Genomic DNA, 26172 nt, shown 5'->3' with positions numbered 1-26172 from the left:
GTATTCGCATGCATTCGATCGGAACCCGCATGGCCGACACACGCTGAGGCGCTGGCACGCCCGCGCCTCAGCGGCGAGCGACTCGACGCGTTGAACGAGTCGATCAGCGAGCCGCGCTGCCCGCTTCCATAACCGTCTCTCCGGTGAGCGTCTCCACGCGCACGCTGTTCACGCAACCGCCGGACACGTCGAGCTTGGCGATGCAACGCGGAAAGCCGCCGCGAGGGCGGAATGCCGCGCCGGGACATACGACGTAAGTTGCAGGACGCGCATCGGCACCGGTCACGATTTCAGGTACGTGGGTGTGGCCGTGGACGCACACCTGCGGGATGGGATCGCCCGGCGCGAGCGCGCCCGAGCCGGCGAAGTTGATCTTCACGTCGCGCGGATAATGAGCCACCAGAAAGCGCACGCCGTCGATGACGGGATGCGCGAAACGTCCGACCGCTTCGCCGTACTCGTCGAAGTCGTTGTTGCCGAGCACCGCCGTGACCGGGGCTAGTGTCTCCAGCTCGCGCAGAATGGCCGGGTTGCCGATGTCGCCCGCATGGATGATGTGGTCGCTGTCGGCCAGCGCCGCGTACGCCGCCTCCGACAGCTGCCCATGCGTATCCGATATGATGCCGATGGTGGTCATGCGAAGGCCTTTCTCCGGTCGGGCGCCTCGGCTGTCATCGGTAAGGCAGCCGCGAAGTCCGAACGGAACGCACCGTGGACAAAATTCAAAGCTATGGCAAGATTCTAGCGTAAACAATCGCCGCAAAATGAAGAAACCCCCGATGGCGAAAATTCGGCACCGAACAGTAGCCGTCGAAATCGACCATCGCCTCGATATTTGTCCCTTACAATATTGGTTATATATACCTAACACAAGATCGGCAAATCATGGAGCTCGCGGAGAGGCGATGGCCGCCTGTCTGCTTCGACCGTCCGGCACCCCGCCGTTCCCATCCGATACGCAAAGCCTCGAAACGGGGGCGCGAACACGTGCGCGAACACCCTGATTGCTCGTCGACGCTCGAAGACGCCCCGGTGCGCCGCACAGCAAGGTCAGCCGCGTTCCACCAAGTCGATCAACTCTTGGTGCGTGTGGATATCGAGCTTCGCGTACACGTGTTTGACGTGGGCCTTCACGGTGTTGCGCGACACGACCAGCTGCTCTTGAATGTAGGCGCGATCGCGTCCGCGCGCCAGCATCATGAACACCTCCAGCTCGCGCGGGCTCAGGCCGTAGCGCTCGGCGAGCGCTTGGCAGCGTTTCGCAAATTCCTCCTCGGGCGATTTCGCCACCTCCTCGGCCACGGGCGTGACGCCGGCGATGGTCTCCGCAAAGCTGAAACGCTTGAGCCCGATGAGCGCGTAGCCCACGAACACGAGGATGAGCGCGCCCGTGACGAAGGCAACCGCCGGCGACCCCGCACCGAACAGGTCGTTCGACCACACGCCCAGCGCCGCGCCCGTCGTGGAGCCCAGCCCGGACACGCCGCGGCCCCAAGCGAACGTGGCCACGGCCGCACGCGGGTTGCGTCCCGCCACGGCGATGAGCACGAGCCACGCCACCATGTCGAACAGCGCGTTGCCGGCCGCAAGCAGCGTCACGCTTCCCACAGCCGCGTACGCGCTGCCCGACGACACCACCAAAAAGCCCGCCACCACCAGCAGCACCGACACCTGCGTCAGCAGGTCGGCCGGAAACGCCCGCCGCGACAGCAGCACGTACAGAGCCACCGCCGCCACGGGTACGATGCCCAGGAAGTCGGACACCGGCACGCCGCCCACCTCGCCGAAGCGCAGCGAGTAGCCAAACGCCACGCGAAACAGGAACAGGCACACGAACAGCTGGCTGGCCAGCGGCAGGAACGTGGAAGGCTGGGTGACGGAGAAGTCGGCCGGGGCCTCGCCGCTTTCCGTGGCCTGCAGCACGGGTCGCGCCGTTCGCCATACCAGCGCCACCGTGGCGAACGGCAGCAACGCGAACAGCACCGTGCCAGCACCCGCCGGGATCACCCAGACCAGCGCCGTGGCCGCGTACTCCGCCACGAACGCCAGCGCGATGCACGCGCCCGCTTGGCCCACCTCCAAGCGCGAGGCTGCGACACCCGTCAACACGATGGCCCATCCGCGCCCGATGGACAAGGCGCACGCCGCCGCCGTCAGCGCCACCGCGCTGCCGCCGTACAGCCCCACCGGCAGCAGCATCGAACCGGTCGCGAGCAGCGCAAGGCACCCTACCGTGAGCGTCCTCATGTGCAGAAGCGCCGGCCTGAACGTGGCCGCGAGGCCCACGGCAATGAGCGTCACGGCGTTGGCCAGCACCGACACGTCGCGCGCGTACGTGAACACCGCGTCGAAGCGCGGGAACACCACCACGTTCATAAGCGACGTAGTGAGCAGCACGCACAGAAGCGCCGCGCACACCCGCCAAAACGGCGCGGCGAACAGCGGGGAAGTTTGTTGCGGGGAAGCGGTCATGCTCGCCATTGTAGCATGCGCGCCGACGCTCAAAAGCAAATGGCGCACAGGGGGCGGCGCGGTGCGCAGGACGAGGGAGCGGTGATCGACTAGGCGGCGCGAGGCGGGCGAAAAGCCGACCCGGCGCCCGGCGTAGGCATCAAAGCCCTTCCCGACAGATGCGCAAGATGCCGGCAGGGCTCCGATACGGTCCGCGCGACGAACGGCGCAAAGCTCGTGCAAGATCCGGTCGGGGAACGCGCCAGGTTTCTGCAAGGTTCGTGCAAGGTTGGGACGGTCGAAACGCCAGATCGGCGCACGTTCGAGGCGATCCCGCGACGGCGAAAATACGGTCGCCGTGCAAGGTCGCGGCTGTAGAATGATCGAACGGAACGCAGAGGCGGCGCGGTGCCACATTCCTCTCCAACCTTATCCCCTCTTGCAGGGCGAAACGGGAGGAGGTGGCAACCATGACCGATTTGGTTCTTATTGCGGCAGCAATCCTCGAGCTGATCGTCAGCGTGGTGAACTTGGCCACGGCTCTTATAGAAAAGCTCCCAATCCGCAAGGACGAGGAGCTCCCCAAATAAAACCAAACCGCCTAAGCGATCCGAGGATCGTGGGGAGTTCACAGCTCCCTGCGATCCGCCTGTATTGTAACAAAATCATTCGTGAAATGCCACTTATATCGAGAGAAACAACAAGAGGGCTTGCAGAGCATTAAACTTGAGAAATCGCGAACGTCGCACATGCGGCGAGATTCCTGCGCTCGAGACTTCGAATAACGAAGCCCTGACCAGCCTTGCAGAACGGGGCTTGCAAGTTCAATGTTGTTCCCTATGGCGTCTCGAGATAGGCAACGAACAAGCGCATCGCCCTCCCCATCGGCGCAACGACGCCCCGGTTGCAGCACCGGGGCGTCGTTCGAGGAGGGAAGCGGCAGGTTCGGACGAAAGAGGGAAAGGGACCGAACCGCCGCGCGGGTTGACAGGGGGCACGGGCGGCGCGAAGGGGAGCGCGCCGCCCGAAAGCCGCAAGAAAGAAGTTTTACGCCTGTCCGGTGGCAGCCAGCATACCGGCGCGGCGGCCGAACGTCATAGTACGGCCGCACGCCAAGCCGGTGAACAGGTTCGGATAGCTCACGCTGAAGAAACCGCCCGAGCAGTCGCCCGTCAGGTACAGCCCCTCGATAGCCGAACCGTCCTCGCGCACGGGGTGCAGGTCGGTGTCGATCATCACGCCGTCGAGCGTGGCCAGGAACCAGGCGCCGGTGCGCACGCCGTAGAACGGCGGCGTGTCCAGCTTCATCAGACGGTACGCCTCTTTGTTGTAGTCCTCGTCCTTGCCCTGCTCGGCGAACTGGTTGTAGCGCTCCCACGACTTCACCAGGTTGTCGGCGGGAATGTTCAGCTTCTCGGCCAGCTCCTCCATGGTATCGGCCTGCTGGATGTAGCCGGCTTCGATGAGCTTCTCGAACTCGGGTGCCATGGACTCGATGGTGCGGTTCGACGGCGCGCCGTTGTCGAACGGGTACAGGCGGCAGCAGCCCACCTCGTTCATCTGGCGCACCTGCTCGGCGTAGTTCGCGTCCCAGATGTCGCAGTACGTGTGGTGCGGCTGCATGTAGGCGGAATGAAGCATGTAGTCGTAGGGGCCCGACTCGTTGCAGAAGCGGTTGCCGTTCAGGTTCACCTTCATGAACGGCTGCTCGCCGAACCAGAACCACTCGCCCACCGTGCCGTCGCCGGCCGTCTGGTCGGGCTTGCAGCACGCGCGGTTGAACGTGCACGCCGCGCCGAGCGGGTCCATCTGGCCGCCCGCCCACAGCGCCGCTTTGATGCCGTCGCCCGTTGGGTTGCCGCCCTTGCCGGGAGCCGCGATGCGCAGCGCTTGGTTCCACGGCTGGCGCGCCTCCATCATCTCCAGGTTGTTGCCGTAGCCGCCCGTGGACAGGATGACGCCCTTGCCGGCGTTGATGCGCAGGTAGTGGCGGTCTTTCACGTCGCGGGCGATCACGCCGGTCACGCGTCCGGAGGCATCCTGCTCGCACTTCACGAGCTCGGTGTCCCAGCGGAATTCCGCGCCCTTCTCCTGCGCGTACTCCATGAGCGACACGCCGAAGCTGAAGCTCTTGTCGTCCTTCGACAGGTCGGTCTTGGCGGGGCTGTGGCCCGTGGCCCACGCCTTGTCGCGCGCGCCCTGCCCCGTCGTGCCGATGGAGCCCTCGAAGTTCATGACCATGCGGCCGTCGCGCTCCACGATGCCGGTGATCCAGTCCAGCATGGCGCCGGACTCGTCGGCCCACAGCTTCACCAGATCGTAGTTGATGAAGCCGTTGGCGTAGCGGACGATGTCTTCCACGGCCTCCATCTTGTCGATCTCGAACTGGGGGTATTCCGCGAACGACGCCTTTTGCAGCGCGGAATCGATGGCGCCGATGTCCTCGCGCGGGTTCGCCACCTTGGACACGCGGTCGATGCCCAGCACACGCGCGCCGTTCTCGGCGGCGGAGATCACGGCCGGCAGGCCGCCCGTGCGGCAGCCCACCACCAGCACGTCCACGTCCAGCGTCTCGACGATGTCGGCCTCGGCCATCTCCGGCGGCGCTCCCAGCCAGCTGGGCGTGCCCGTCTCTCCCACACGTGCGTTGGCGGGGGCGGCGCCGGCCTCCACCGCGTAGCCGTTGCCGCATCCGGCCAGCGCGCCGGCGGCTGCGGCACCCAGCGCGGTGATGCCCGCTCCCTTGAGGAAGCTGCGGCGCGAGAGTCCGCTGCGCTCGTTACTCATTCGGGGCCTCCCATCCCTCGGGCGCGGTCAGCGCGTGGCATTCGTTGCACACGAGCGTGCTCTTCTCGTGCACCTTGTGGCAGTCGCCGCACTCCAGCGCGAAGTCCTGATGGCTGGAATGCGGATTGTACTTCTCGTCGTTGCCCTCGAAGCCCCACGTGTTGGCCACCACCTCGTCCATGCTGTGGCAGCCGCTGCGCGCGCAGAACTCCTCGGTGGCGAACTCCTTGCCCGTGGCCAGCATGCCGGCGGCCTCGTCCATGGGGTAGCTGTCGGACGCCCACGCCATGGCCTCGGACACCTGCGTGGTGAATTCGGCTTCGTGGCAGCTCAGGCACGCCTCTCCCGCTACCGCGTGCTGCGTGACCAGCTTGCCCGGATCGCCCTCGCCGTAGCTTTCCACGTACTTGTCCATGGGGCTGTGGCAGATGGCGTTGCAGAAGCTGGGCTGCTCGTGCCACACCCACGCCCCGATGCCGGCCACCAGCACCACCGCCACGATGACGCCGGCCACGATCCAGCCGCGCTTCGTGCGCCTCGCCTGCGGCATGTCCGGCGTGCGGCCGGTCGCGCCGACGCCCGGCTCGGAAGCCGCGGGCTCCGCCGGGTCCGCGCCCGGCGCGTCGAGGCCGTTCTCCTTGTCGACCATGTCCTCCTCCATTCTCCTTGTTCGATCGGTGAATCCTTCGCCCGCATCATGTGCGCTCTGTCGAGTTCTGACCATTACCCCCGTGGGGGCATTTCGCCGTTTCCGCTGGTGGGAAGTTTGCAACGAGCCTTGAGCCGCTTGTGGCGGCGCCACGTTTAACGGGCACGTTCCAACGACCTTTCGCTTTGGCAGCTGCAGGGCTCCCATCGGTGCTACGCGTTCGTGCGGGGATACCATGCAGTGAAGGTTGCGGTTTTGCGCGTCGCTCGAAACATGCGCGGGCAGTCGCGCTGCGAGTTTTCGCGAGGCTCCTGCAAGTAGCGCGCAAGCCTTGTGAAAGTTGACGAATACGTGACTTTTTAGCACTCTCGACTTGACAGTGCTAACGTAACGATTTATAACGTACTCGTACAGAAAATCATATAGATAGAGGCTTAGGTTTTCTCAATCGGTTTTCTCCCCGACGCGGAAAACCAGCCCCGCACAACACGTAGGAGATGATTGGTATGGCAATGATGGTACCCGTGAGAAGGAATCGCAACCTGCTGAGCGAGCTGATGACCGACCCGTTCGACGCGTTCTTCAACGCCGCCTCGGCACCCATGCAGGCGATGCAGAAGATGTCGCCCTCGCTGATGCGCACCGACATCAAAGAGACGGACGCCGGCTACGAGCTGACCATCGACCTGCCGGGCTTCAAGAAGGACGACGTGCAGGCCGAGCTGAAGGACGGCTACCTCACCATCGCCGCGCAGACGCAGAGCGAGACCGAGGACAAGGACGACGAAGGCACGTTCGTGCGCAAGGAGCGCTTCAGCGGCAAATGCAGCCGTACGTTCTACGTCGGCGAGGACATCGAGGATGACGACATCAAGGCGAAGTTCGAGGACGGCGTGCTGAAGATCGCCGTGCCGAAAAAGCAGGAGCAGCCCAAGCTGGAAGAGAAGAAGACCATCTCCATCGAGGGTTAGCGCTTCAAAGGCGGCACAAAACCCGCTTCGCGCCGAAAACTCGGCGGCGCGCAACGCGAACCACCCCGGAAGGCGGCCGATCGGCCGCCTTCCTGCTTCGCCCCGCTCCTCTTGCCATCCTGGACGGAGCGCCAGGCGCGTAATCGAAAAATCGAGCCGAGAGCGAACAGATGGCGAAAACGTTCTTCGCCTCCTCGCTGCACGCTCCGACGAGACGACAACCCGCTCCCGTTGCCTCCATCCCCTCACCCCACTCACCTCGGCGGCCACATACAGAAGCAAGAACACGAAAAGCAGCCTTCCGCTGTTAAACCAGCATCGACATGTACCCGACCGGGTTGTCATCCTGGGCGGAGGCGGCGCGAGCCGCCGGAGTCGAAGGATCCCGCGCGCTGGTTTGCGTAATGTCAACGGCGGTCTAACAGCGGAAGCCGCCTCGAAGTCGCGAAAATCACCGCTGTGAAGCTCTGGGAGGACGATTGGTGCCCTTATCGTATTTTGCGACCTGGGGCGATGTCCGCAAAGCAGGGAAAGATACCCGCTCGAAAGCGGCCGTAGGCTTCCCAAACGCACCGAATCGCTTCACAGCGGTGAATTTCGTGACTTTCAGAACGGTTTCCGTGCATGAACCTGCGCGTAATGTTCGTCGCACACCGCCGAGCACGCTCACGTCGAGCAAGCGATTTCGCGCGGATGTCCGCGCGAAACGCCCGTATCTGAGGCCGTGGTATCATAGTGCGAACCCGATAGGAGAAGTCATGGACGAACAAACCGAACGCGATATCGAGACGTTCCGCCAGTGGGTGGCCGACACGCCTCCCGGCGGCATGGTGTTCTTCGGAGGCGCGGGCGTTTCCACCGAGAGCGGCATTCCCGACTTCCGCAGCCCCGACGGGTTGTACGCGCAGCAGTACCCGCATCCGCCCGAGCAGATGATATCCCGCAGCTTCTTCGACGCGCATCCGCGTGAATTCTTCGACTTCTACTGCGACCGCATGCTCGCGCTGGACGCGCAGCCGAACCAGGCGCACCGGAAGCTCGCCCAACTCGAACGCGCCGGTACGCTGTCGGCCGTGGTCACGCAGAACATCGACGGCCTGCACCAGAAAGCCGGCAGCTCCAACGTGCTCGAGCTGCACGGCAGCGTTCTGCGGAATTACTGCATGGAGTGTAAAACAGCGTACTCGGTGGACGAACTGCTGGCCCAACGCGACCGGGCCGACGACGGCGTGCCGCGCTGCCCCGCCTGCGACGGGATCGTGAAGCCCGACGTCGTGCTGTACGAGGAAGCGCTTGACGAGCGCACGCTTCAGGCATCGGTCGACGCCATCGCGCGCGCCGCCCTTTTAGTGGTGGCGGGCACGTCGCTCGCCGTGTACCCGGCAGCGGGGCTCATCGACTTCTTCCAAGGCGACCACCTGGTCATCGTCAACCGCACGCCCACCCCGCGCGACCGCCAGGCCGACCTCTGCCTTGCCGCGAACGTGGGCGAGGTGTTCGATTTCTGACCGCGGCCGGCAGAGCGATCTTCGTCACGCCGCAACAGGAGCGAGGCATCTGGTTTTCGACATGCGCCCGCTTCCATATAAGGGCGCATGTTCCGTATGAACCATGCGCCCACCAAGACCACGAGCAGCAAGGAGCACCTACCATGCCGAACGGCACCCCCGCCCCCACGTTCGTCGACCTTCGCCAGGAGTCCGACGGCTGGATCAAGAAGTACGTGCTGACCTACGCCATGCCCGACGGCTCGACGTACGAGTACGAAAGCGCCTCGCGCAAGTCGCTCGAAGCGTACCGCCGTGAGCTCGAGGGCAACGCCGCGGGCAAGAAGCCGCCGGCCGACGCCGTGTGCATCGTGCCGCAAACGCCCGACGGGCAGCTGCTGCTCATCCGCGAGTTCCGCTATCCGCTGAACAGCTGGTGCATCGCGTTTCCGGCAGGGCTCGTCGACCCCGGCGAGGACCTGGCCAGCTGCGTCGATCGCGAGCTGCGCGAGGAGACGGGCTTCGCCCTGCGCGCCGACCTGGGCAGCGCGGCGATCGACCCGCTGCCGCAGCCGGGCTTCTCGTCCACCGGCCTTACCGACGAGACGGTTCACGTGGTGTTCGCACAGGTGGAGCGCGTCGCCGACGCGCAGCCCGAGCCGGCCGAGTTCATCGAGCCGTTCCTGCTGTCCATAAGCGACGTCCCCCGTTTCCTTGCCGAGAACGCCACGCCCATCGGCACGCGCGCCCAGCTGGTGCTGGAGGCGTTCGCGCGCCGGCGCTAGCTTCAACCGTTCTTTCACCCACGTCTGCGGGCCCCGTCCCTCTCCGTGCATCTTTATACTGGTAAAGGTTGCACGGAGACGCATTGAGCGCGATGGGGGCCTTATGTCGAAAGCGAAAAGCGAGAAGAAGCAACGCGAGCCGCTCTCTTCTTACAGCATCCTGTTCATCATCATTATCGTGGTGGGCCTGGCCACCGTGGTGTGCTCGTTCATCACGCCGAGCGTGACCGCCGCAAGCCTGCCCCAGATTCTGGATTCGTCGGTCGAGGGCCTGATCGACGCGGCGGAGATATCGTTCTTCCTGCTCATCTTGGGCGGCTGCCTGGGCATGGTGACGAAGATAGGCGCGCTTGACGCGGGCATCACCGCTTTGGTGCGCAAGATGCACGGCCACGAACTGCTGCTCATCCCCATCATCATGGCCATCTTCGCGCTGCTGGGCAGCTCGTACGGGTTCTGCGAGGAAGCCGTGCCCTTCTACGCGCTGTTGTCGCTCACCATGGTGGCGGCCGGCTTCGACACCATGGTGGCCGTGGGCACCGTGCTGCTGGGCGCGGGCGTGGGCTGCCTGGGCTCCACCGTGAACCCGTTCGCCAACGGCGTGGCCATCGACACGCTGAAGACGGCGGGCATCGAGGCCGATCCGGGCACCACCATCGTGCTCGGCCTGGTGCTGCTCGCGGCGGCCTATGCGCTGGCCGTGTTCTTCGTCATGCGCTACGCGCGCAAAGTCAAGGCCGACAAGGGTTCCACCATCCTTTCGCTGCAGGAACAGCATGCCATGGAGCAGGCGTTCGGCACCGAGGCCCAAAAAGGCGAGGAAGCCCAAGAGGGCGAAGCGACGCCGGCCATGACGCGCACGCAAGGGGTGGCGCTCGCGCTGTTCGGCCTGTCATTTTTGGTCATGATCGTCGGGTTCATCCCGTGGCAGAACTTCGGCGTGGACTTCTTCACGCTGGGCGGCGTGCCGGGCGAAGACGGCTCGTGGGCCGTGCTGCCGTGGAGCGCGTGGATAACCGGCGCACCGCTGGGCGAGTGGTACTTCAAGGACGCTTCCGTGTGGTTCCTCATCATGTCCATCGTCATCGGCGTGGTGGCGCGCATGTCCGAGCGCCAGATCGTGAACGCGTGGATCGACGGTGCCGCCGACATGGTGGGCGTGGCGCTGGTGGTTGGCCTGGCACGCGCCATCTCCATCCTCATGGCCTCGACGCATCTGGACGTCATGATCCTCGACAACGCCTCGCAGCTGCTGGCGGGCTCGAGCGCCATCGTGTTCGCGCCGGTGTGTTACCTCATATTCTTGGGGCTGTCGTTCATCATCACGTCCACGTCGGCGCTGGCCACGCTGTCCATGCCCATCATGGGATCGTTGGCGGCATCGCTCGGCTTCTCGCCCGACGTCATGGTGATGATCTTCGTGGCGGCCAACGGCCTGGCGAACCTGTTCAGCCCTACGGCGGCGTTCCTGCCCGGTCTCATGATGGCGAAGGTGGAGTATTCCACGTGGCTGAAGTGGGCGCTCGTGCCCATCATCGTCATTGGCGTGGCCAGCGTGGTGGTGCTCACGGCGGCCATGATGGTGTTGTAGACGTATGGTGGCCTGCAGGTCGGGCTGCTGTCGCTAAATCTCCGTAGGGGCAGGCCGCTGTCCTCCCGGTGCGGTACGTCCGTCCTCACTCCTTCACGCGCACGCGGGCGTGGATGCCGCCGCGCAGGTTGGGCACGCCTTGGGCGGGGTCGAGGTTCCAGTCCGCGTCGGGGAACAGCATGCCGTCGTTGTGCAGGTTGGCGGAGCTCAACCCCGCCGCGACGCCCTGAGCCGTTTCGGGCTTCCACCAGCCGTGCGGCACGCGCAACGTGCCCGCCGGCTGCGCCTCGTCCAGCTTGGATAGCAGCTCCACCTGGCCGTACGCCGTTTCCACCACGCACCACACGCCGTCGACCACGCCCTCGCCGGCCGCATCGGCCGGGTTGATGAAGAACTGCGGCTCGGGTTGCCGCGCCCGCAAGGCCTCCATCTGGTGCAGGTTCGTGTTGTACGACGGCCGTTCGCGAAAGCCGGCGAATATCGTATACGGGAACGCGTCCGCGCGGCCTTCGCGCCCGGGATCGGCCGGCTCCTCGTAGGAGGGCAGCGGGTCGAAGCCCAGATCGGCCAGGACGGAGCTTGCCAGCTCCACCTTGCCGGACGGCGTGACGAAACGGCCGAGCGCCACCGGCTTGGTAGTCGCCCTGCCCTGCTTAGCCAGCTCGTCCCACGTGAGCCCGAGCGGCGCCAACCGGAAGTCGTACAGCTCGTGCTCGTCGGCCCACGGAAAATGCTCGGCAAACCCCAAGCGGTCGGCCAAACCCTTCACCACGTAGTACCAGTTCTTGCATTCGCCCACCGGCTCGCGGAACGCCTGACTGCACGAGAACACGGGCGCCACGTCGAACTGCGGCCCCAGCACGTCGCGCTCGGCCCACATGTCGCCCGGCAGCACGTAGTCGGACAGCTGGGCCGTAGGCGTCATCCAGTGCTCGAAGGCTACCACGAGGTCCTGGTTCATGAACGCGTCCACGATGCCCGGTTGGTTCGCGTAGCTCATGACCGTGTTGTTCGCCACGCAGAAGACGGCTTTGACCGGGTACGGGCCCTCGCCGCGCATGGCGGCGAACAGCGTGGCGGGATCGCAGGCGCACGACTCGCCCAGGATGTCGGGCTCGTAGGGCACGCCTTCGCGCTCGAGCGCGGAACGGTAGAGGTTCGACGCCTTGAACGTGAGCAGCGGATGCGTGTCCACACCCAGCTGCAAAGCGCGTTTCTCGGGCGGCAGCAGGTCGAACGCCGCCAGCTGGGCGTTGGTCACGCCGCCCAGCGACGGGCCGAACACCGTCTCGCTCTTGTTCAGGAAACCGCAGATGGCACGCAGAATGCATTGGCAGCGCACCATGGACGTGGAGTTGCGCTGCATGTCGCCCACCACGCCCCACGGGATGATGGCCGCCTGCGCCCGCGCGTACACACGTGCCGTTTCGCGGACGAGCTCGGCATCGATCCCGCACAGCTCGGCCACACGCTCGGGCGGGTACTCCGCCACCCGTTCGGCCAGCTCGTCGAAGCCGATGCACGAGTTTTCGACGAAGGCGCGGTCGTACAGGCCCTCGGCGATGATAACGTTGATCCATCCCAGCATGAGCGCCGCATCGGTGCCGTAGCGGATGCGCAGATGGTAATCGGCCCGTTTCGCCGTGGCGGTCTCGCGCGGATCGACCTCAATGAGCACGGCCCCACGCTCGAGCGCAGCGTTGAGCGCCAGATACTCGTGCGGCCAGCGCTCGCCGTCACGGTCTTGGCCGAAGTAGACGATGCAGTCGGCCTGCGCCCAGCCAGAGGAAACGAACCAGCCGTACGTCGCCCGGTTCACCTGCGCGGTGTTGCCCATGCACAGCTGCGTGGGCGCCGTGTAATTGGGCGTGCCCAAGCAATTCATGAACCGGCGCGTGATGCCGCCGAACCCCATGTTGAGCGGCATCTCCGCGAACGCCACGGCCTCGGGGCCGTGTGCGTCCATCACCGCTTGCAGCCGTTCGGCTATCTCGTCGAGCGCCTGGTCCCAAGTCACTTCCTGCCATTGCGCTTCGCCGCGCGCGCCCACGTTCTTCAGCGGAACGGTCACGCGATCCGGATGCAGCCGATACTCGTCGATCATGGTCGCCTTGGAGCACAGGGCGGGGAAATCCGGGTTGGCGGGGAGCACGCGCATGCGATCCCCCTCGATTTCAGCCTTGACGGCGCATTGACCGTCGCAGAACACGCAGGTCGCGTACTTGGTTTCCATAACTCCCCCTTACGAGTTGCATCTCGTCAACGCAACCCCCTGATGGGCAGAATATACGCGTGTTCCACCTTGAAAGCAAACGCTGCCGTCAGGCAAGGCGCGTTGTCACCAACCTGTTAAGCGAAACCCGCTCCTCGGCGGCCTCGATGGCCAACCTCCGGTGCAACTCGGGCGGTATGCGCACTTGAAATTTGCCCGAGTAGTTTTTGCCTGCAAGGGGAACCGGCGGCTTCTCCCCCGATGCCTCCATGTCGGCAACTGTCTATCTATCGAATCGTCTGTCCCGGAAACGCATCCCCGCATGAAATCAGGGATGCGAACCTGACGGCGCCCTTTCCTCCATTATCACCATGGCAAACAGAGCGAATGACAGCTCTCCGCCCCGGGCGGGGCTCCGGACCGCCCGGGGGGCCATCCGTGCGCGAGCCCCCTCGGACATCGCCGGTGCGAACGCGCACGCCGGCTTGCCGAACCGTTCGCGCACGCACGCGAGGCCCTTCGGTGCAAAAATCACCGACGTCCCCCTTTGCCCGTATCCCGGGCCGCGGCCCGGGATACGCGAGCTGGGCAAACGTCCGCCGAAGGTGGCCAACGGCCCGCCGCAAGGGCCCTTTCGACCCGAAACGCGGGGGACATCGGTGATTTTTGCACCGAGCGAAGGTCGCTCTCTGTCAAACCACCGTTGACATTACGCGAGCAGGCGCGTTGTCATCCTGAGAGAGCGGAGCATTCGACAGTCCAGTGGACTGTCGAGGCCCCGGGCACGCGGAGCGGGCGCAGGGAGGCCCCGCGGAGCGGGGGCGAAGGATCCCGCGCTGCGGCAGCCGTAGCGTTTTCGGTTGGCACCACACGGGATCCTTCGACTCCGGCGGCTCACGCCGCCTCCGCTCAGGATGACAACCTGGCCTCCGCTCAGGATGACAACCTGGCCGGTGCTCAGGGCGACAACCTGACCGAGCGCACGTCGATGCTGGTTTGACATGGAGGGAGGTCGGGATGCGGCACGGAGCTTGAAAGAGGAGGGGAAGCGGCGGCGAGGGAAGCCCGAGCCGCACGGAAGCCCTTCGACTCGGCCGCGCTCGCCCATAAGCCGACAAGAAAGAGGGCATCGAGCGCCCAAAGCGACAAGAGGCCGCCGGGCGACATCGGGCGGAGCGTCGCGCACCGCTACCGGTTGATCACCTGTATCTGCAGGCCCTCCATGACGTCGAGGGCCTTTTCGTGAAGCTCCGGGTCGAACGAGGCGGTGCAGGCCGCGTCCACGATGATCGGCACTTCGGGGCAAGCGGTCTTCGCCAGCACGGCATTCGATATGATGCAGATGTTCGACACCAAGCCCACGATCTCGATGCTCTCGAACGGCAGCTTGTTCACTTCGTCGGCGGCGCGCTGCGACTGGCGGCAACGTTCAAAGAACGCCGCCGAGCCGAACGCCGGCTTGTAGAACACCGTGTCGGAATCGCGCATGAGCGAAGCCACCTCGCCGTACAGATCGTGTCCGGGCGTACCTTCCAGGCAGTGCTCGACCGGCAGGTTTTTGCCCTCTTGCGTGTCCAAATAATCGCGATGGTGCGTGTCGAACGTGAACGCCACGTCGTCGCCGGCAGCTCGGTACGCGGCGATCTTCTCGGCGATGGGTTTCTCCAGTTTCTCGGCACCCGGAAAACCCAGCGCGCCGTCCACGAAGTCGTTCTGGTAATCAACGACCAAAAGCAAGCGTTTCATGTTCCCTTTCCCTCCCCTTCTTCTGGCCGCCATTATCGTGCCGAAGGAAGGGGCGCGCGTCGACGCTCAGACGATCGGCGGCTCAACTCCCGCCAGAGGCTCTTCGCCGCGCGCCTGCGCCAGTTGGCCCAGCAGCCAAACGTACTCGTCCTGCACGCGCCGGTACAACGCCGCCACCGGCAGGCACGCCCGCCGCACCACGCGCATGATGTCGTCGTAGTCGCGCTCCATGACCTCGACGACCGCCGCGTCGATGAGCCCGCGGTCGCGCTGATCGGCCAGCAGTTCGAGCACCCTCTCCTTGGGATACGCCTCTTTGTAGCTGCGCGTGCCCACGAGCGCGCTCACGATGTCGGCCACCGCGATGATGCGATCGGCCTGCCGCAGGTCGGCGGCAGTGAGACCGCGCGGGTAACCGGAGCCGTCGAGCTTCTCGTGATGCCGCGCCGCCGCCAAGGCGATGTCGTCGGCCACGCAACCTTCGACGACGGATTCCGTCAAGCTCACGTGCGTGCGCATGACGGCCATCTCGTCGGCGTCCAAGCGCCCCGGCTTCTCCAAAATGCCGAGCGGGATGCCGATCTTGCCCAAGTCGTGCAGCAGCGCGCCGCAGTACACGCGACCGGCCTCGCCCTCGTCCCCCATCAGGCGGCTCGCCAACTCGTAGGCAACCCAAGCGGTGGTGACGGTATGGGTGACGGTATGCCGGCTGCGAAAATCGATGACGTGCACGAGCGTGTCGAGGAAGGCGGCAGCCGCATCGGGCTCGGCGGCGTCGGCGGCGCGACGAATGGCCTCGTCGCGATCGATGCCGAGGCGCAACGCGTCCAACAACCCCTGGCGACGCTCGGCCTCGAAGAACAGCGCGGTCGCGTCGGGCGAGAACTGACCGGCCGGAGCCTGCTCGATCAGGCGCTCCATGGCGAAGGCGTCGGCTTGCGGATGCTCCAGAAGCAGCACGTCGATCCGATCGGCCACGTGCAGCGCCTGCGCGAGGAAGCGCACGTTCGGCTCCTGATCGGTGAACAGCGCGAAGGGCATATGGTGGTACAGCACCACCTCGGCGTACTCGGCCAACGGTGAAAGCTCCTTGAAGAACAGGTAGCCGTAGAACGAGTGCTCCCACACGTTGTCCGTTTCGAACTCGACGAGCCGGTCGATCTCCTCGGTGCGGTAGGCGCCGATGTCGTGCATGAGGGCCACCAGGTACGCGTCGCGTCGCCGCTTGCCCTGCGGCCACCCCGCCGCCTCGAGCATGGCGTCCAACAGCATGCCCACCCGCAGCCCGTGATCCACGAGACGCGGGTCGACGCCGTTGAGCGCGCGCTGTATCATGATGGCCACCTCGGACGTGCCCAGGTAATCGGCCAGCCTCACCGGATGATCCAGACGCGGAGGCGAAGCCTCCACGAGCCCTCCTACGTCGTGCGCGGCGGATGTCATGGTCTAATCGAGCGCGGCGATCTGCGCGCGGGCCTTTTCCATCTGCGCTTCCACGTCGATGCCCACGATGTCCAATCCCTCGGCGGCCACGAAGCGCGTTTCGGGAATGCCGAACATCTTCGCGATACCGCAGAAATACTCGTAACCGAAGTTCGCGCCCTCCACGAAGCCGCCGCACGACGCGATGTACGTGAGGCGGTTCGCCTTGCAGATGCCCTCGCAGCGCGCGTCCTCGGTGTAGTGGAACGCGATATCGCACACGCTCACATGCTCCATGTACACCTTGAGCGCCGCCGGGAACGACAGGTCCCAGTAGGGCGCGCCCACCACGATCTCGTCCGCTTCGGCGAACTGGTGCGCCAGGTCGAACACGGGGTCGTCCCATGCTTGGGCCTTCTGCTTCTCAGTGCGGTACGCAACCATCTGCGCGTTGAACGGCTTGAGGTCGAGCGCGGCCAGATCGACTTCGACGACGTCCTCTTTACCCTGCAGGTATTCACGGCAGAGCGCGAGCGTGCGGGAATCCTCGCCGCGCATGCAGGCGTTCACGAACAACGTTGACATGAAAAACTCCTTCGATAGCGGGGCGCCTTGGAAAGCGCATGCCCCATGATAGCGCACCCGTGCCGAAACGGCGCGGGTGCGTTTGACCATGCAAAAAGTTTTGTGGTGTGCGGCGCGGGTGCGGACGATGCGCGGCGCGCGACATAGGGCGCGAACAGCACGGGGACACGCGACGCGGGTGCAAATCCGAACGTTAGAACCGCAGCGCGTGCGTGAAACCGGCCCAGCTGAGGTCGTCGGTGTCACGCACGTAGGCACCGAACGTGGGCGCGTGCACGTAATGGGTGCCGCCCGCGTTGCAGGCGATTCCCACATGGCCGTTGTAACCGTCGCCGTAGCCGACCCACAGCACGTCGCCGGGCTGCGCCTGCGACACGGGAAGGCGGGCCTTGGCCACGTTGTACAGCGCCTCGGTTTGGTGCGGCAGCGATATGCCTACCTGCAGGTACGCCCATCTCACCAGGCCCGAGCAGTCGAAGGTGTCCGGACCGGCCGCGGCCCACACGTACGGACAGCCGATGCGCGAGAGCGCGTAGTCCACCACCGAGCCCTGCGAAGGTATGGGCGACGTCGCGCCCGAATAGCCGTAGGAACGCGAGCGGGCCGCGGCGATCTCGGCTTGGCGGGCCTCCTCCTGCTCCTTCTCCAGCAGAGCCTGGGCCTCGGCGTCGAGCTGGGACAGCAACGCCTGCAGTTCCGCCACCGAACGCTCGGCGTCTTCCTTGATGCGCTGCGCCTCGTCGGCCTTCTCGGCCGCGATCTGCTCCTGGCGCTCGAGCTCGGCCTTGGCGTCCTCCACCTCGGCGCGCAGATCCTTCGTTTGCTGCACGAGATCGGCGTCGTTGTCGTTCAGCCTTTCGAGGATGTCCCAGTTCTGGGCGAATTCCTCGAACGTCGTAGCCCCCATGATGAAGTCGAAGACCGAGGACTGCCCGGTGCGGTACATGCTGCGCGCCCGGCTGCCCAGCTTCTCTTGCAAACCGGCGATCTTCGCGTTCGCCTCGTCGATGCGCGCCTGCGCGTCAGCGACGGCCTGCTGGGCGGACGCGTGCTCGTCGAGCGCCCGGTAGTACTGCTCGGTGACCACGTCCAACTGCGCCTGCATGTCCACGATGCGCGCTTGGACGGCATCGGCCTCGGCCAGCTTGTCGGCGGCGGTGGGCTCGGCGAACGCCAGAGCCGGCCTCAAAAGCGCGGCGGCGCCCAAAGCGGCCGCGCCGGTCAAAAACGTGCGGCGGTCGAGGCCGCGCGTGGATTCGTTCATACGGTAAACCTCCCTCGCGATTCGGAAACAGCCGCTTCTCGCCCTGTATTGCAAGGTCAAAATAATTCTAGGAAAAGGACCATTCCCAATCAACGCATTGGCAACGACTATAGCACGTTCCCTTGACAATGCGAGAGAACTTCACGCGTCCTTCTCATGCGCAGGTCGCGAGGGGTCCGCCAACAAGAAAGATTGAATGGCAGTGATTGCAAACATCGACGCGATGAGCTAGATATGATACTATTTGAACTATATTATCTATACATTCAATATCTATTGTAAATTTTTATTGCATCGTCGAACAGGAGGCCGAGCATGGCTAGCAAGATACTCAACGTCCGTATGGACGAGCAGCTGTATTCCGACTTCAAGGACTTTTGCGCGGAAATGCGCATCCCGGCTTCCACGCTCATGGCCTCGTTCGCGGCCCAAACGGTACGCGAACGAAGAATTCCCTTCGTTATCGGAGAGACGTCGCGCTCCTCGCGGGCAACGGCAACCATGCAGAAGGCCCTCGCGACGTTGCGCGCGAACGCGACGGAGCGAACGGGCGAAACGAGCGAAGCGCAGATCATCGAAGACGTTGACGACGCGGTCGAAGCCGTGCGTGCCGCAATGCGGTAAGGCCAATCCATGCACGCCGTCATCGACACCAACGTCATTATTTCGGGGATCATCGCGCCGCGAAGCACGGCAGCCTTCATCGTAGGATTGGTGGCCGCAGGCGATATCGTCGTTTGTTACAACGAATCGGTCATCGCAGAGTACCGCAACGTCGCCCGTTACCCCAAGCTCGCCCGCTATCGCATCGACGTGGATGCGTTCGAGAAATTCCTCGAGGGGCTTGCCGACAACGGGGAGTACGTGAGCCCCTCCCCTATCCGCATCGATATGCCGGACGAGGATGATCGCCGCTTTTACGAGATTTCGTGCGAAACGGGTTGTCCGATCATCACGCGGAACCGCAGGGATTTTCCGCACGACGCGTTCCTCATCGACCCCTCTTTCTTCGCACGGACCATGCGCGCGGCAACCGGCGGCCTTGCCCGTTTGGAATCGTGAGAAGGGGCTGAAACCTTTGCGAGGTTCCTTTGCGCTCGCTGTGCGACGCACCTCGTTCGGATGCGTCGCGCCGGGCGGGCTGCTGCCCGCCCCTACGGGGGCGCACGGCGGCCGTCCCGTTGGGCGAGGGCTCTGCCCTTGCCGACCAACAAGCAAAATCTCCGCAGGTCGACGGCAAGGGCAGAGCCCTTGCCCTACGGAGCCAACGGAACGGAGCTTTTGATACAGTTTTCTATAGGCGTTGCGCGCGAAGCGATGGGTGCTATTTCCGCGCGTCGTCGAGGGCGTTGAGGGCGGCGTTGTAGCCGCCGGCGCCGTAGCTCAGGCACTTCGACACCCGGGCTATAGTGGTGGCGGAGGCCCCGGTCGCCTCCTCGATGGCGGCGTAGGACTTGCCGGCGTCCAACAGGCGCGCCACAGCCAGGCGCTGGGACGTTTCCTTGATCTCGCGGATGGTGAACAGGTCCTCCAGCAGCGTGTAGATGGTGTCCTCGTCGTCGAGCGCGGCGAACACGTGCAGCAGGTCTTCCACTTCCGGCGTTCTGAGATCGCTCATGCTACTTCCCCATTCTGATAAGGCCGTATTCGACGGAATCGACCAGCGCGTTCCACGACGCCTCGATGATGTTCTCGGAAACGCCGATGGTGCCCCAGGTTCCCTCGGCGTCGCGCGTGGTGATGACGACGCGGGTGATGGCGCCCGTGCCCACGTTCTCGTCGAGGATGCGCACCTTGTAGTCCACCAGCTCCATGCCCGCGACCTCGGGGAAAAACTGCGTGATGGCCAGGCGCAGCGCGTTGTCGAGCGCGCCCACGGGGCCGGTGCCCTCGCCCGTGGCCACGAAGCGCTCGTCGCCCACGTGTATCTTGATGGTGGCCTCGCTCATGGCGTCCTTCGCGCGGGCGCCCGTGTCCTCGTGGTCGTCCACGATGACGCGGAAGCTCTCCAGCGTGAAGTGCGGCCGGTACGTGCCCAAGTGCCACTGCAGCAGCACGGCGAGCGAGCCGTCGGCCACCTCGTAGGAGTAGCCCAGCGCCTCGCGCGCCTTGATGTCGTCGAGGATGGCCTGCGTTTGATCGGGATATTGCGCCAGGTCTATCCCTAAGCTGGCCGCCTTCGCCACGAGCGACGCCTTGCCGGCCAGCTCGCTCACCAGCATGCGCGTGGCGTTGCCCACGTTCTCGGGGCGCGTGTGCTCGTAGGCCTCGGGGAAACGGGCGAGGGCGCTGGCGTGCAGGCCGCCCTTGTGCGCGAACGCGGACGCGCCCGTGTAGGGATGGTGGGTGGGCACGGCCATGTTGCACGTCTCGGCCACGAACTGCGACACGCTGGTCAGCTGGCGCAGGTTCTCGGGGCCCACGGTGACGTAGCCCATCTTCAGCTCCAGGTCGGCGATGGTGGTGAGCAGGTCGGTGTTGCCCACGCGCTCGCCGAAGCCGTTGACGGTGCCCTGCACCTGGGTCGCTCCGGCGCGCACGGCGGCCAGCGTGTTCGCCACGGCGCAGCCCGAGTCGTTGTGGCAGTGGATGCCCAGCTGCTGGCCGGGCAGCGCCTCGGCCACGGCGCGCACGATGGCCTCCACCTCGTGCGGCAGCGCGCCGCCGTTCGTCTCGCACAGGTCGATGGAGTCGGCGCCCGCCTCGCTCGCGGCGCACACGCAGGCGAGCGCGTAGTCGGGGTTGGCCTTGTACCCGTCGAAGAAGTGCTCGGCGTCGAACACCACCGTGAGGCCCTGGGCTTTCAGGAACGCCACCGAATCGGCCACCATGCGCAGGTTCTCTTCGAGCGTGGTGAGCAACGCGCGGGTGACCTGGGCGTCCCACGTTTTCCCCACGATGGTGGCGATGGGCGCGCCGCTGGCTACGAGGTCGGCCAAGCCCTGATCCTCCTCAGCCGCCACGCCCTTCTTGCACGTGGAGCCGAACGCAGCGATGCGCGCGTGGGCGAGCGGCATCTCGCGTACCTGCTGGAAGAACGCGATGTCCTTGGGGTTCGACGCGGGGAAACCGCCCTCGATGAAATCGATGCCGAACGCGTCGAGCCGCTCCACGATGCGCAGCTTGTCCTCGAGCGAGAGCGTGATGCCCTCGCTCTGCTCCCCGTCGCGCAACGTGCTGTCGTAGGTGAGGATGCGGTCCACGAATGCTCCTTTGCTTCAGGTCGGCAGAACAACGATGCGTGCGGAGGAAACCGACGCGACGAAAAAAGGGGCGAAGTCCCGATCGCGACCGCTTACGCAGTCCGATCGGGCGCTTCGCCCTCCATAAAACGCAATCCTAAATCTCGGTCAGCCAGTCCCGGTATTCGTCGATCTGGCCGTAGGCGACGGCGAAGTAGCGGTCCTGCAGCGCACGGGTGATCTCGCCCGGCTTACCCACCTCGCGGCCGTCAACGCTGCCGATGGGCGTGAGCTCGGCGGCGGAGCCGGTCATGAACACCTCGTCGGCGATGTAGAGGTCGCTGCGCGTGAGGCTTTCCTCGATGGCAGGGATCTCCAGGTCGTCGGCCAGGCAGAGGATGGTGTCGCGCGTGATGCCCTCCAACAGGCCGTCGGACAGCGGCGGCGTGGACAGCACGCCGTCGCGCACGATGAACAGGTTCTCGCCCGTGCCCTCGCACACGAGGCCGGCCTCGTTCAGCATGATGGCCTCGGCGTAGCCGTGCTCCTTGGCCTCCAGCTTCGCCAAGATGGAGTTCATGTAGGAAGCCGTGCTCTTCACCGCCGGCGGAATGGCGTTGTTCGAGCGCTGGCGCCACGAGGACACGCCCACGGCCACGCCGTGCTCCAGCGCGTCGGCACCCAGGTAGGATTCCCACGGCCACACCGCGATGGCCACGTCGGTGGGCGCGCCGGTGGGGTCGACGCCCATCACGCCGTAACCGCGGTACACGATGGGGCGGATATAGCAGGACGGCAGGTTGTTCTTGCGGATGAGCTCCACGGTGGCGTCGCACAGCTCGTCCACCGTGTACGGCAGGTCGATGAGCGCGATCTTGCAGCTGCGGTGCAGGCGCTCCATGTGATCGCGCAGGCGGAACACGTAGCTCTTGCCGTTCTCGGGGTTCTGGTAGCAGCGGATGCCCTCGAACACGCCCGAGCCGTAATGCAGGGAGTGGGACAGGATATGCGTGGTGGCCTCGGCCCAGGGGATCATCTCCCCGTTCTTCCAGATGAAGTCCACTTCGGTGATATCGGCCATGATCGCATCCCTTCTCTGTCTCGAGCGCCGCCGCGCAAGCCTTGACGTGCGGGTGCTCTTCTCGCTTGTCGGCCCATTGTACTCTAACGGGCTAAAGCGAGGCGCGTGTTCCGGCGAAGGGGGCGATTTTTAACGAAAGCGACAAGAGGAAACGCCCCCGCCCGCCGCCTTTGCGCCCTAGAACCAGCGGAACTTCTTCAGCACGAACAAAAGCCCCAGCGAAGCGAGCACCGTGCAGCCCGTCACCACGCCGAAGCCCCAGGGGAAGGTGTCCAGAGGTATGCCCAGCAGGTTCATGCCGAAGAACCCGGCCACCGCCGTGGGAACGCACAGCACGAGCGACACCGTGGCCACCACCTGCATCGTGCGGTTCAGGTCGTGCTCCATGAGCAGGCTGAAGTGCTCGATGGTGGAGTCGAGGATCTCCGAGTATATCTGCGTCGTCTCGAGCGCCTGGCGGTTCTCCACAACCACGTCGTCGAAGCGGTAGCGGTCCTCCTCGGTGGGAAAGGTCGAGCGGCGCAGGTGCTTCTCGAAGATGGCGTCGTTGGTGACGAGCGAGGTTTTGAAGTAGACCAGCGACGAATCGAGGTTGTAGAGGTCTTCGAGCTCCTTGCGCGAAGGGCGCTTCACCGTTGCCATGAGGTCGGTGCGCCGCCGGTTGATGGCGCGCAGGGTCATGAAGTACGCCGTGGACGACGCCATGAGGATGTCGGCTGCGAACGCATGCACGTCGGCGGTGGATGAAAGGTCCTTCGACGCCTTGAGCTGGTCGATGAGCGGGATCTTGTACACCGAGCACACAGTGACCACGTTGCGCGGCGTTTCGAACAGCGCGATGGGGATGGTTTTGTAGCTGCGCTCGTTGGACGAGCGGTCGCGCACGGGCGTGTCCAAGATGAACATGGCGTAGCCGCGATCGGTCTCGATGCGCGACACCTCTTCCAGGTCGAGCGCCGCGCGGGCGTCGTCTTCCTCGAAGCCGAACTCGGCGCTCAGCTGGGCAAGCTCGTCGGAGGTCGGCTCGAACGCGGCTATCCAGCAGCCGGGCTCCTCCTTATCGATCTTCTCGAGCGACTGCTGGTCGTTCGTGCGGAAGTACTCGATCATGCGCGTCCGCCGAGCAACGTGCGGGAGGGGGCATCGACTATCGCCATGGATCGCGCTCCTTTGCGTGAGGCGATTCGGCGCCGTAGCCTGCCGAACCGCGGAACCCTGCGAAGCGCAGCGCGCCCCGCCGGTTCCGATTATAGTGCATCAGCGCGCGTTCCCGGGTAACGGCTGGCGAGTGCAGGAAGCAACGCGACCGCGCGGCGCGCATCCCGCATTGTCATCCCGAGCGTAGGCCATAGGCCGGAGTCGAAGGATCTTCGACGTAGAAAGTCCCTCGTTTCCGAAGATCCTTCGACTACGCGCCTTCGGCGCTCCGCTCAGGATGACAAAAGGGGCACCTCGTCGACGCCTCCGCCTGGACGGAGGGGCCTCTTAGGCGCACCGCTCTGCCCCAGTTAGGTGTCCTAAAAGGCGCCCGTCTCCTTTTAGGACATTCCGCGCATGCCGCGTTGGACGTCGCCGCCTTGGCCGGCGGCCATGGGGCCGCCGCCGGAGCCCAGGCCGCCGAAACCGCCGGAGGCCGTGGTCGAAGCCGTGATCTCGGTGGAGGTGCCGCCGGTCACCGTGCCGACGTCGGCGTAGCCGTCGGCGTTGGCGCCGGCGACCGTGCCGCCGATGACGAGCGAATAGGTGCCGCCCTCGGCGAAGGCGGGGCTTGTGGCCAGCACTATGCCGAACTGCTTGGCAGGCGTGAACGAGACCAGGACGTTGCCCGCGTCATCGGCCACGGCAACACTCTGGCCGGCCGAACCGCTTGCCGTGGTGAACGAGAAGGGCTGCTCGCCGCTCGTGAAGTTCTGCGCCATGCCCGTCGAGCCCACCATGAGCACTGTGCCGCCGGTGACGGTGGCCGCGAGATCGTAGTCGAAGGCGCCATCGTTGTTGCTGGTGGGGCCGCACACCAGCAACACGCCGCCCGTCACTTCCACGTTGCCGTTCGAATCGACGCCGTCGCCGCCGGCCTCGAGAACCGTGTACCCGCCGTTGATCTGGATGAGGCAGTTCTCGTCGCCCATGCCCATGCCGCCTGCGCCTCCCTCGGCGAACGCGTTGTCGGGCTTGCCGCCGTTCAGCTCGCTTTCGTTCGGGCCCTCGCCCGAGCCGCCGCGCCCGCCCATGCCGTCGCCGAAAGACGGTTCGAACCCGCTCGCGGAGCCGGTAGGAGGCGTGCCTGCCTGCACACCGTCGAGCCCGTCGCCTGCCGGCGGGGCGCCGTCGGAAAGCTCGGGAGCGCTCTCGCTGTCGGGCAGCGCGGGCACGCCGCCATCATCCAGCATCGACGGCGCGGCGTCGGCGGCGGAGCCCGTCGGGTCCCCCGTTGTCGTATCGGCGCCCTCGCCCAGGTCGGCCGCCGACGCGTTCAGCGCGTCGTCGCTGGCTACGATGTGCGTGACGGCTCCGTTGATGTAGAGCTTCTCGGCCTCGTAGCCCTCGTAGCAGCTCGTCACATTCACCGTGCCGTTGTCTACGACGAGCTTCGTTTCGGCGTGCACAGCGTCGTCGCCGGCATTGACAGTCAGACTGCCGCCGCCGATGAGCACCTCCAAATCGGAGTGCAGGGCGTCGTCGGCCGAGATGATGGCGATCTCGCCGCCCATCACGCGGATGAAGGTGGTTCCCTGGATGCCGTCGTCGCCAGCCTCCAGCCGGAACGTGCCGCCGTCGATGCTCACGAACCCGCGCGTCGCGTCGGTGTCCTTGTTCGACTTGATGGTGTCGCCGCCGGCGCGCATGTCGAACGTGCCGTCGCATATTTTCACGCAGTCGCGCCCGCGCAACCCGTCTTCCACCGCGTCGACCACGTAGGTGCCGCCCGTGATGACCAGGTCGTCCTTCGAGCACACGGCGTGCCGGTAGGAGCTCGTCACGTTCAGCGTGCCCGATCCGTTCAGCGTGAGGTCGTCTTTGCTGAACAGCGTGGCGTAGGGCTCGTCGCTACCCTCTTCCAGCGCGTACTCCGCACCGTCGGTGAGCGTGTTCACCGTGCCGTCCGCCAACGTGACGAAGCACTTGTCCGCCTGCTTCACGTACACGGCCGGCCCATCCTCGTTGTGGATGGTCGCGCCCGCAAGGACGATCTGCACCTTCGCGTCCTCGGGCGCCTCCACCGCCAGCTGCCCGTCATCGAGCGTGCCCGACACCACGTAGGTGCCTGCTTCTGCGATGGTCACGGTGGACTCGTCCGCCGTCGCGCCGTCGCCCTCCACGGCAACCGTGCCGCCATTCAGCGCGATATGCGTAGCCGAGGCGTCATCGTAGGAAGCGTCGAGGTCGCGCTTGCTGTAGTCCAGGTCGAGCGCCGAGGTGTCGAACGCCGCCGCCACGGCCGCGAAGCCGTCGGCCGAGACGGCGTCCGAAGTCTGCGCCGACGCGGAGCCCGATGCGTCCTCGGCGCCGTTTCCAACCCCGTTGGCCGTGCAGCCTTGCAAAAGCACCATGCAGGCGAGGCAGACGGCAAGCAGGACGGACACGCCTTTCACAAACGCAGCCGGGCTTTCGGCGTTATCGCCCACCGATTCCCCGGTTTCCTGCCGGAAGCTCGTATTCTTATTCATGCGAGTGTTTCCTCTCAATCGAAGCAATGACGACGGCCGACACGGAAGAACGTGACGGCGGCTTCGGCCGATACTCCAACCCGTGCCTGCAGAGGGTCCTCCATGAGCAAATGCGCTGCAGGGTCAAAACGGCTCCGCCTCCTCTCCTGCGTCCGCAAGGGAAACCGGGCGAGGACGCAAAAAGCCATCGCACGTCCGCCATTCCCTTTCCTGCGTCCGCAAGGACAGTCCGTAGACACGCCCGCCGTTAAACCAGCATTGATATTCCGCAGGCCGACGCGTTGTCATCCT

The 26172-nt window shown here is 65.2% G+C and carries 21 protein-coding genes; 6 read left to right on the top strand and 15 right to left on the bottom strand.

What is annotated here, in order from left to right:
- Positions 1-103: 103 nt before the first annotated feature.
- From HCH03_RS02460 to HCH03_RS02445, 4 genes are all read right to left on the bottom strand, one after another.
- Positions 104-637: a metallophosphoesterase family protein gene (locus HCH03_RS02460; RefSeq protein WP_221688211.1), complete on the bottom strand. Its 534-nt coding sequence runs from the start codon at positions 635-637 to the stop codon at positions 104-106.
- Between the two features lie 413 nt (positions 638-1050).
- Positions 1051-2472, bottom strand: a complete 1422-nt coding sequence (locus HCH03_RS02455) for a helix-turn-helix transcriptional regulator (RefSeq protein ID WP_221688210.1) — start codon at positions 2470-2472, stop codon at positions 1051-1053.
- 1026 nt (positions 2473-3498) lie between these two features.
- Positions 3499-5238 (bottom strand): FAD-dependent oxidoreductase, encoded by a 1740-nt coding sequence (locus HCH03_RS02450; protein WP_221688209.1) that lies wholly within the window; start codon positions 5236-5238, stop codon positions 3499-3501.
- Complete coding sequence (locus tag HCH03_RS02445; protein ID WP_221688208.1) at positions 5231-5899, bottom strand: cytochrome c3 family protein; 669 nt, start codon at positions 5897-5899, stop codon at positions 5231-5233. The genes HCH03_RS02450 and HCH03_RS02445 overlap by 8 nt, the downstream gene beginning before the upstream one ends.
- Before the next feature lie 494 nt (positions 5900-6393).
- Between HCH03_RS02445 and HCH03_RS02440 the strand changes: the two genes are divergently transcribed.
- The 4 genes from HCH03_RS02440 to HCH03_RS02425 all read left to right on the top strand — a co-directional run bounded on the left by HCH03_RS02440 (position 6394) and on the right by HCH03_RS02425 (position 10721).
- Positions 6394-6858 (top strand): Hsp20/alpha crystallin family protein, encoded by a 465-nt coding sequence (locus HCH03_RS02440; protein WP_080144348.1) that lies wholly within the window; start codon positions 6394-6396, stop codon positions 6856-6858.
- 758 nt (positions 6859-7616) lie between these two features.
- On the top strand, positions 7617-8366 hold the full coding sequence (locus HCH03_RS02435) for an NAD-dependent protein deacylase (protein ID WP_221688207.1): 750 nt from the start codon (positions 7617-7619) through the stop codon (positions 8364-8366).
- 143 nt (positions 8367-8509) lie between these two features.
- Positions 8510-9130 carry an NUDIX hydrolase gene (locus tag HCH03_RS02430; RefSeq protein WP_221688206.1) on the top strand — a complete coding sequence of 207 codons (621 nt, stop codon included), beginning with the start codon at positions 8510-8512 and terminating at the stop codon, positions 9128-9130.
- A 103-nt stretch (positions 9131-9233) separates the two neighbouring features.
- Positions 9234-10721: a YfcC family protein gene (locus HCH03_RS02425; protein WP_221688205.1), complete on the top strand. Its 1488-nt coding sequence runs from the start codon at positions 9234-9236 to the stop codon at positions 10719-10721.
- Between the two features lie 85 nt (positions 10722-10806).
- Here HCH03_RS02425 and HCH03_RS02420 read toward each other — a convergent pair whose 3' ends face one another.
- The 6 genes from HCH03_RS02420 to HCH03_RS02395 all read right to left on the bottom strand — a co-directional run bounded on the left by HCH03_RS02420 (position 10807) and on the right by HCH03_RS02395 (position 17950).
- Entirely contained in the window at positions 10807-12954 is a 2148-nt protein-coding gene (locus HCH03_RS02420; RefSeq protein ID WP_221688204.1) for a molybdopterin-containing oxidoreductase family protein, read from the bottom strand.
- Between the two features lie 88 nt (positions 12955-13042).
- Positions 13043-13204: a type II toxin-antitoxin system HicB family antitoxin gene (locus tag HCH03_RS02415; RefSeq protein ID WP_080144343.1), complete on the bottom strand. Its 162-nt coding sequence runs from the start codon at positions 13202-13204 to the stop codon at positions 13043-13045.
- A 917-nt stretch (positions 13205-14121) separates the two neighbouring features.
- The gene (locus tag HCH03_RS02410; RefSeq protein ID WP_221688203.1) at positions 14122-14679 is read right to left on the bottom strand and encodes a cysteine hydrolase family protein; all 558 of its coding nucleotides are present in this window, start codon (positions 14677-14679) and stop codon (positions 14122-14124) included.
- 66 nt (positions 14680-14745) lie between these two features.
- Positions 14746-16089, bottom strand: coding sequence for an HD-GYP domain-containing protein (locus tag HCH03_RS02405; RefSeq protein ID WP_368042405.1), 1344 nt, complete (start codon positions 16087-16089; stop codon positions 14746-14748).
- 36 nt (positions 16090-16125) lie between these two features.
- Positions 16126-16686 carry an NAD(P)H-dependent oxidoreductase gene (locus HCH03_RS02400; protein ID WP_221688201.1) on the bottom strand — a complete coding sequence of 187 codons (561 nt, stop codon included), beginning with the start codon at positions 16684-16686 and terminating at the stop codon, positions 16126-16128.
- Positions 16687-16879: 193 nt separating this feature from the next.
- Positions 16880-17950, bottom strand: coding sequence for a C40 family peptidase (locus HCH03_RS02395; protein WP_185904146.1), 1071 nt, complete (start codon positions 17948-17950; stop codon positions 16880-16882).
- 315 nt (positions 17951-18265) lie between these two features.
- Here HCH03_RS02395 and HCH03_RS02390 point away from each other — a divergent pair, with 315 nt between their 5' ends.
- Together HCH03_RS02390 and HCH03_RS02385 are read left to right on the top strand one after the other, a co-directional pair.
- On the top strand, positions 18266-18574 hold the full coding sequence (locus HCH03_RS02390; RefSeq protein ID WP_221688200.1) for a type II toxin-antitoxin system RelB/DinJ family antitoxin: 309 nt from the start codon (positions 18266-18268) through the stop codon (positions 18572-18574).
- 9 nt (positions 18575-18583) lie between these two features.
- Entirely contained in the window at positions 18584-19012 is a 429-nt protein-coding gene (locus HCH03_RS02385; protein ID WP_221688199.1) for a putative toxin-antitoxin system toxin component, PIN family, read from the top strand.
- Between the two features lie 262 nt (positions 19013-19274).
- On the opposite strand, the gene HCH03_RS02380 is transcribed toward HCH03_RS02385, so the two are convergent.
- The 5 genes from HCH03_RS02380 to HCH03_RS02360 all read right to left on the bottom strand — a co-directional run bounded on the left by HCH03_RS02380 (position 19275) and on the right by HCH03_RS02360 (position 25881).
- The gene (locus HCH03_RS02380; protein ID WP_080144336.1) at positions 19275-19568 is read right to left on the bottom strand and encodes a YerC/YecD family TrpR-related protein; all 294 of its coding nucleotides are present in this window, start codon (positions 19566-19568) and stop codon (positions 19275-19277) included.
- A gap of 1 nt (position 19569) precedes the next feature.
- Positions 19570-21153, bottom strand: coding sequence for a citramalate synthase (gene cimA, locus HCH03_RS02375; RefSeq protein WP_221688198.1), 1584 nt, complete (start codon positions 21151-21153; stop codon positions 19570-19572).
- A gap of 136 nt (positions 21154-21289) precedes the next feature.
- Positions 21290-22213, bottom strand: a complete 924-nt coding sequence (locus tag HCH03_RS02370; protein WP_221688197.1) for a branched-chain amino acid transaminase — start codon at positions 22211-22213, stop codon at positions 21290-21292.
- 177 nt (positions 22214-22390) lie between these two features.
- Positions 22391-23323: a magnesium transporter CorA family protein gene (locus tag HCH03_RS02365; RefSeq protein ID WP_221688196.1), complete on the bottom strand. Its 933-nt coding sequence runs from the start codon at positions 23321-23323 to the stop codon at positions 22391-22393.
- A 428-nt stretch (positions 23324-23751) separates the two neighbouring features.
- On the bottom strand, positions 23752-25881 hold the full coding sequence (locus tag HCH03_RS02360; protein WP_246599464.1) for a carbohydrate-binding domain-containing protein: 2130 nt from the start codon (positions 25879-25881) through the stop codon (positions 23752-23754).
- Positions 25882-26172 lie beyond the last annotated feature (291 nt).

This window comes from Gordonibacter massiliensis (ex Traore et al. 2017), assembly GCF_019731765.1.
In the GTDB taxonomy this organism is placed as follows: Bacteria; Actinomycetota; Coriobacteriia; order Coriobacteriales; family Eggerthellaceae; genus Gordonibacter; species Gordonibacter massiliensis.
The sequence above is the reverse complement of the archived record's forward strand: the minus strand, read 5'-3'. Positions and strand labels throughout refer to the sequence as shown.

Bases quoted from the DNA above. Each gene is read 5' to 3' on its own strand.
- HCH03_RS02435 (WP_221688207.1), top strand. From the start codon at position 7,617: ATGGACGAACAAACCGAACGCGATATCGAGACGTTCCGCCAGTGGGTG.
- HCH03_RS02430 (WP_221688206.1), top strand. From the start codon at position 8,510: ATGCCGAACGGCACCCCCGCCCCCACGTTCGTCGACCTTCGCCAGGAG.
- HCH03_RS02455 (WP_221688210.1), bottom strand. From the start codon at position 2,472: ATGACCGCTTCCCCGCAACAAACTTCCCCGCTGTTCGCCGCGCCGTTT.
- HCH03_RS02390 (WP_221688200.1), top strand. From the start codon at position 18,266: ATGGCTAGCAAGATACTCAACGTCCGTATGGACGAGCAGCTGTATTCC.
- HCH03_RS02385 (WP_221688199.1), top strand. From the start codon at position 18,584: ATGCACGCCGTCATCGACACCAACGTCATTATTTCGGGGATCATCGCG.
- HCH03_RS02370 (WP_221688197.1), bottom strand. From the start codon at position 22,213: ATGGCCGATATCACCGAAGTGGACTTCATCTGGAAGAACGGGGAGATG.
- HCH03_RS02445 (WP_221688208.1), bottom strand. From the start codon at position 5,899: ATGGAGGAGGACATGGTCGACAAGGAGAACGGCCTCGACGCGCCGGGC.
- HCH03_RS02400 (WP_221688201.1), bottom strand. From the start codon at position 16,686: ATGTCAACGTTGTTCGTGAACGCCTGCATGCGCGGCGAGGATTCCCGC.
- HCH03_RS02420 (WP_221688204.1), bottom strand. From the start codon at position 12,954: ATGGAAACCAAGTACGCGACCTGCGTGTTCTGCGACGGTCAATGCGCC.
- HCH03_RS02460 (WP_221688211.1), bottom strand. From the start codon at position 637: ATGACCACCATCGGCATCATATCGGATACGCATGGGCAGCTGTCGGAG.
- HCH03_RS02450 (WP_221688209.1), bottom strand. From the start codon at position 5,238: ATGAGTAACGAGCGCAGCGGACTCTCGCGCCGCAGCTTCCTCAAGGGA.
- HCH03_RS02415 (WP_080144343.1), bottom strand. From the start codon at position 13,204: ATGGAGGCATCGGGGGAGAAGCCGCCGGTTCCCCTTGCAGGCAAAAAC.
- HCH03_RS02425 (WP_221688205.1), top strand. From the start codon at position 9,234: ATGTCGAAAGCGAAAAGCGAGAAGAAGCAACGCGAGCCGCTCTCTTCT.
- HCH03_RS02360 (WP_246599464.1), bottom strand. From the start codon at position 25,881: ATGAATAAGAATACGAGCTTCCGGCAGGAAACCGGGGAATCGGTGGGC.
- HCH03_RS02410 (WP_221688203.1), bottom strand. From the start codon at position 14,679: ATGAAACGCTTGCTTTTGGTCGTTGATTACCAGAACGACTTCGTGGAC.
- HCH03_RS02365 (WP_221688196.1), bottom strand. From the start codon at position 23,323: ATGATCGAGTACTTCCGCACGAACGACCAGCAGTCGCTCGAGAAGATC.
- HCH03_RS02395 (WP_185904146.1), bottom strand. From the start codon at position 17,950: ATGAACGAATCCACGCGCGGCCTCGACCGCCGCACGTTTTTGACCGGC.
- HCH03_RS02440 (WP_080144348.1), top strand. From the start codon at position 6,394: ATGGCAATGATGGTACCCGTGAGAAGGAATCGCAACCTGCTGAGCGAG.
- HCH03_RS02380 (WP_080144336.1), bottom strand. From the start codon at position 19,568: ATGAGCGATCTCAGAACGCCGGAAGTGGAAGACCTGCTGCACGTGTTC.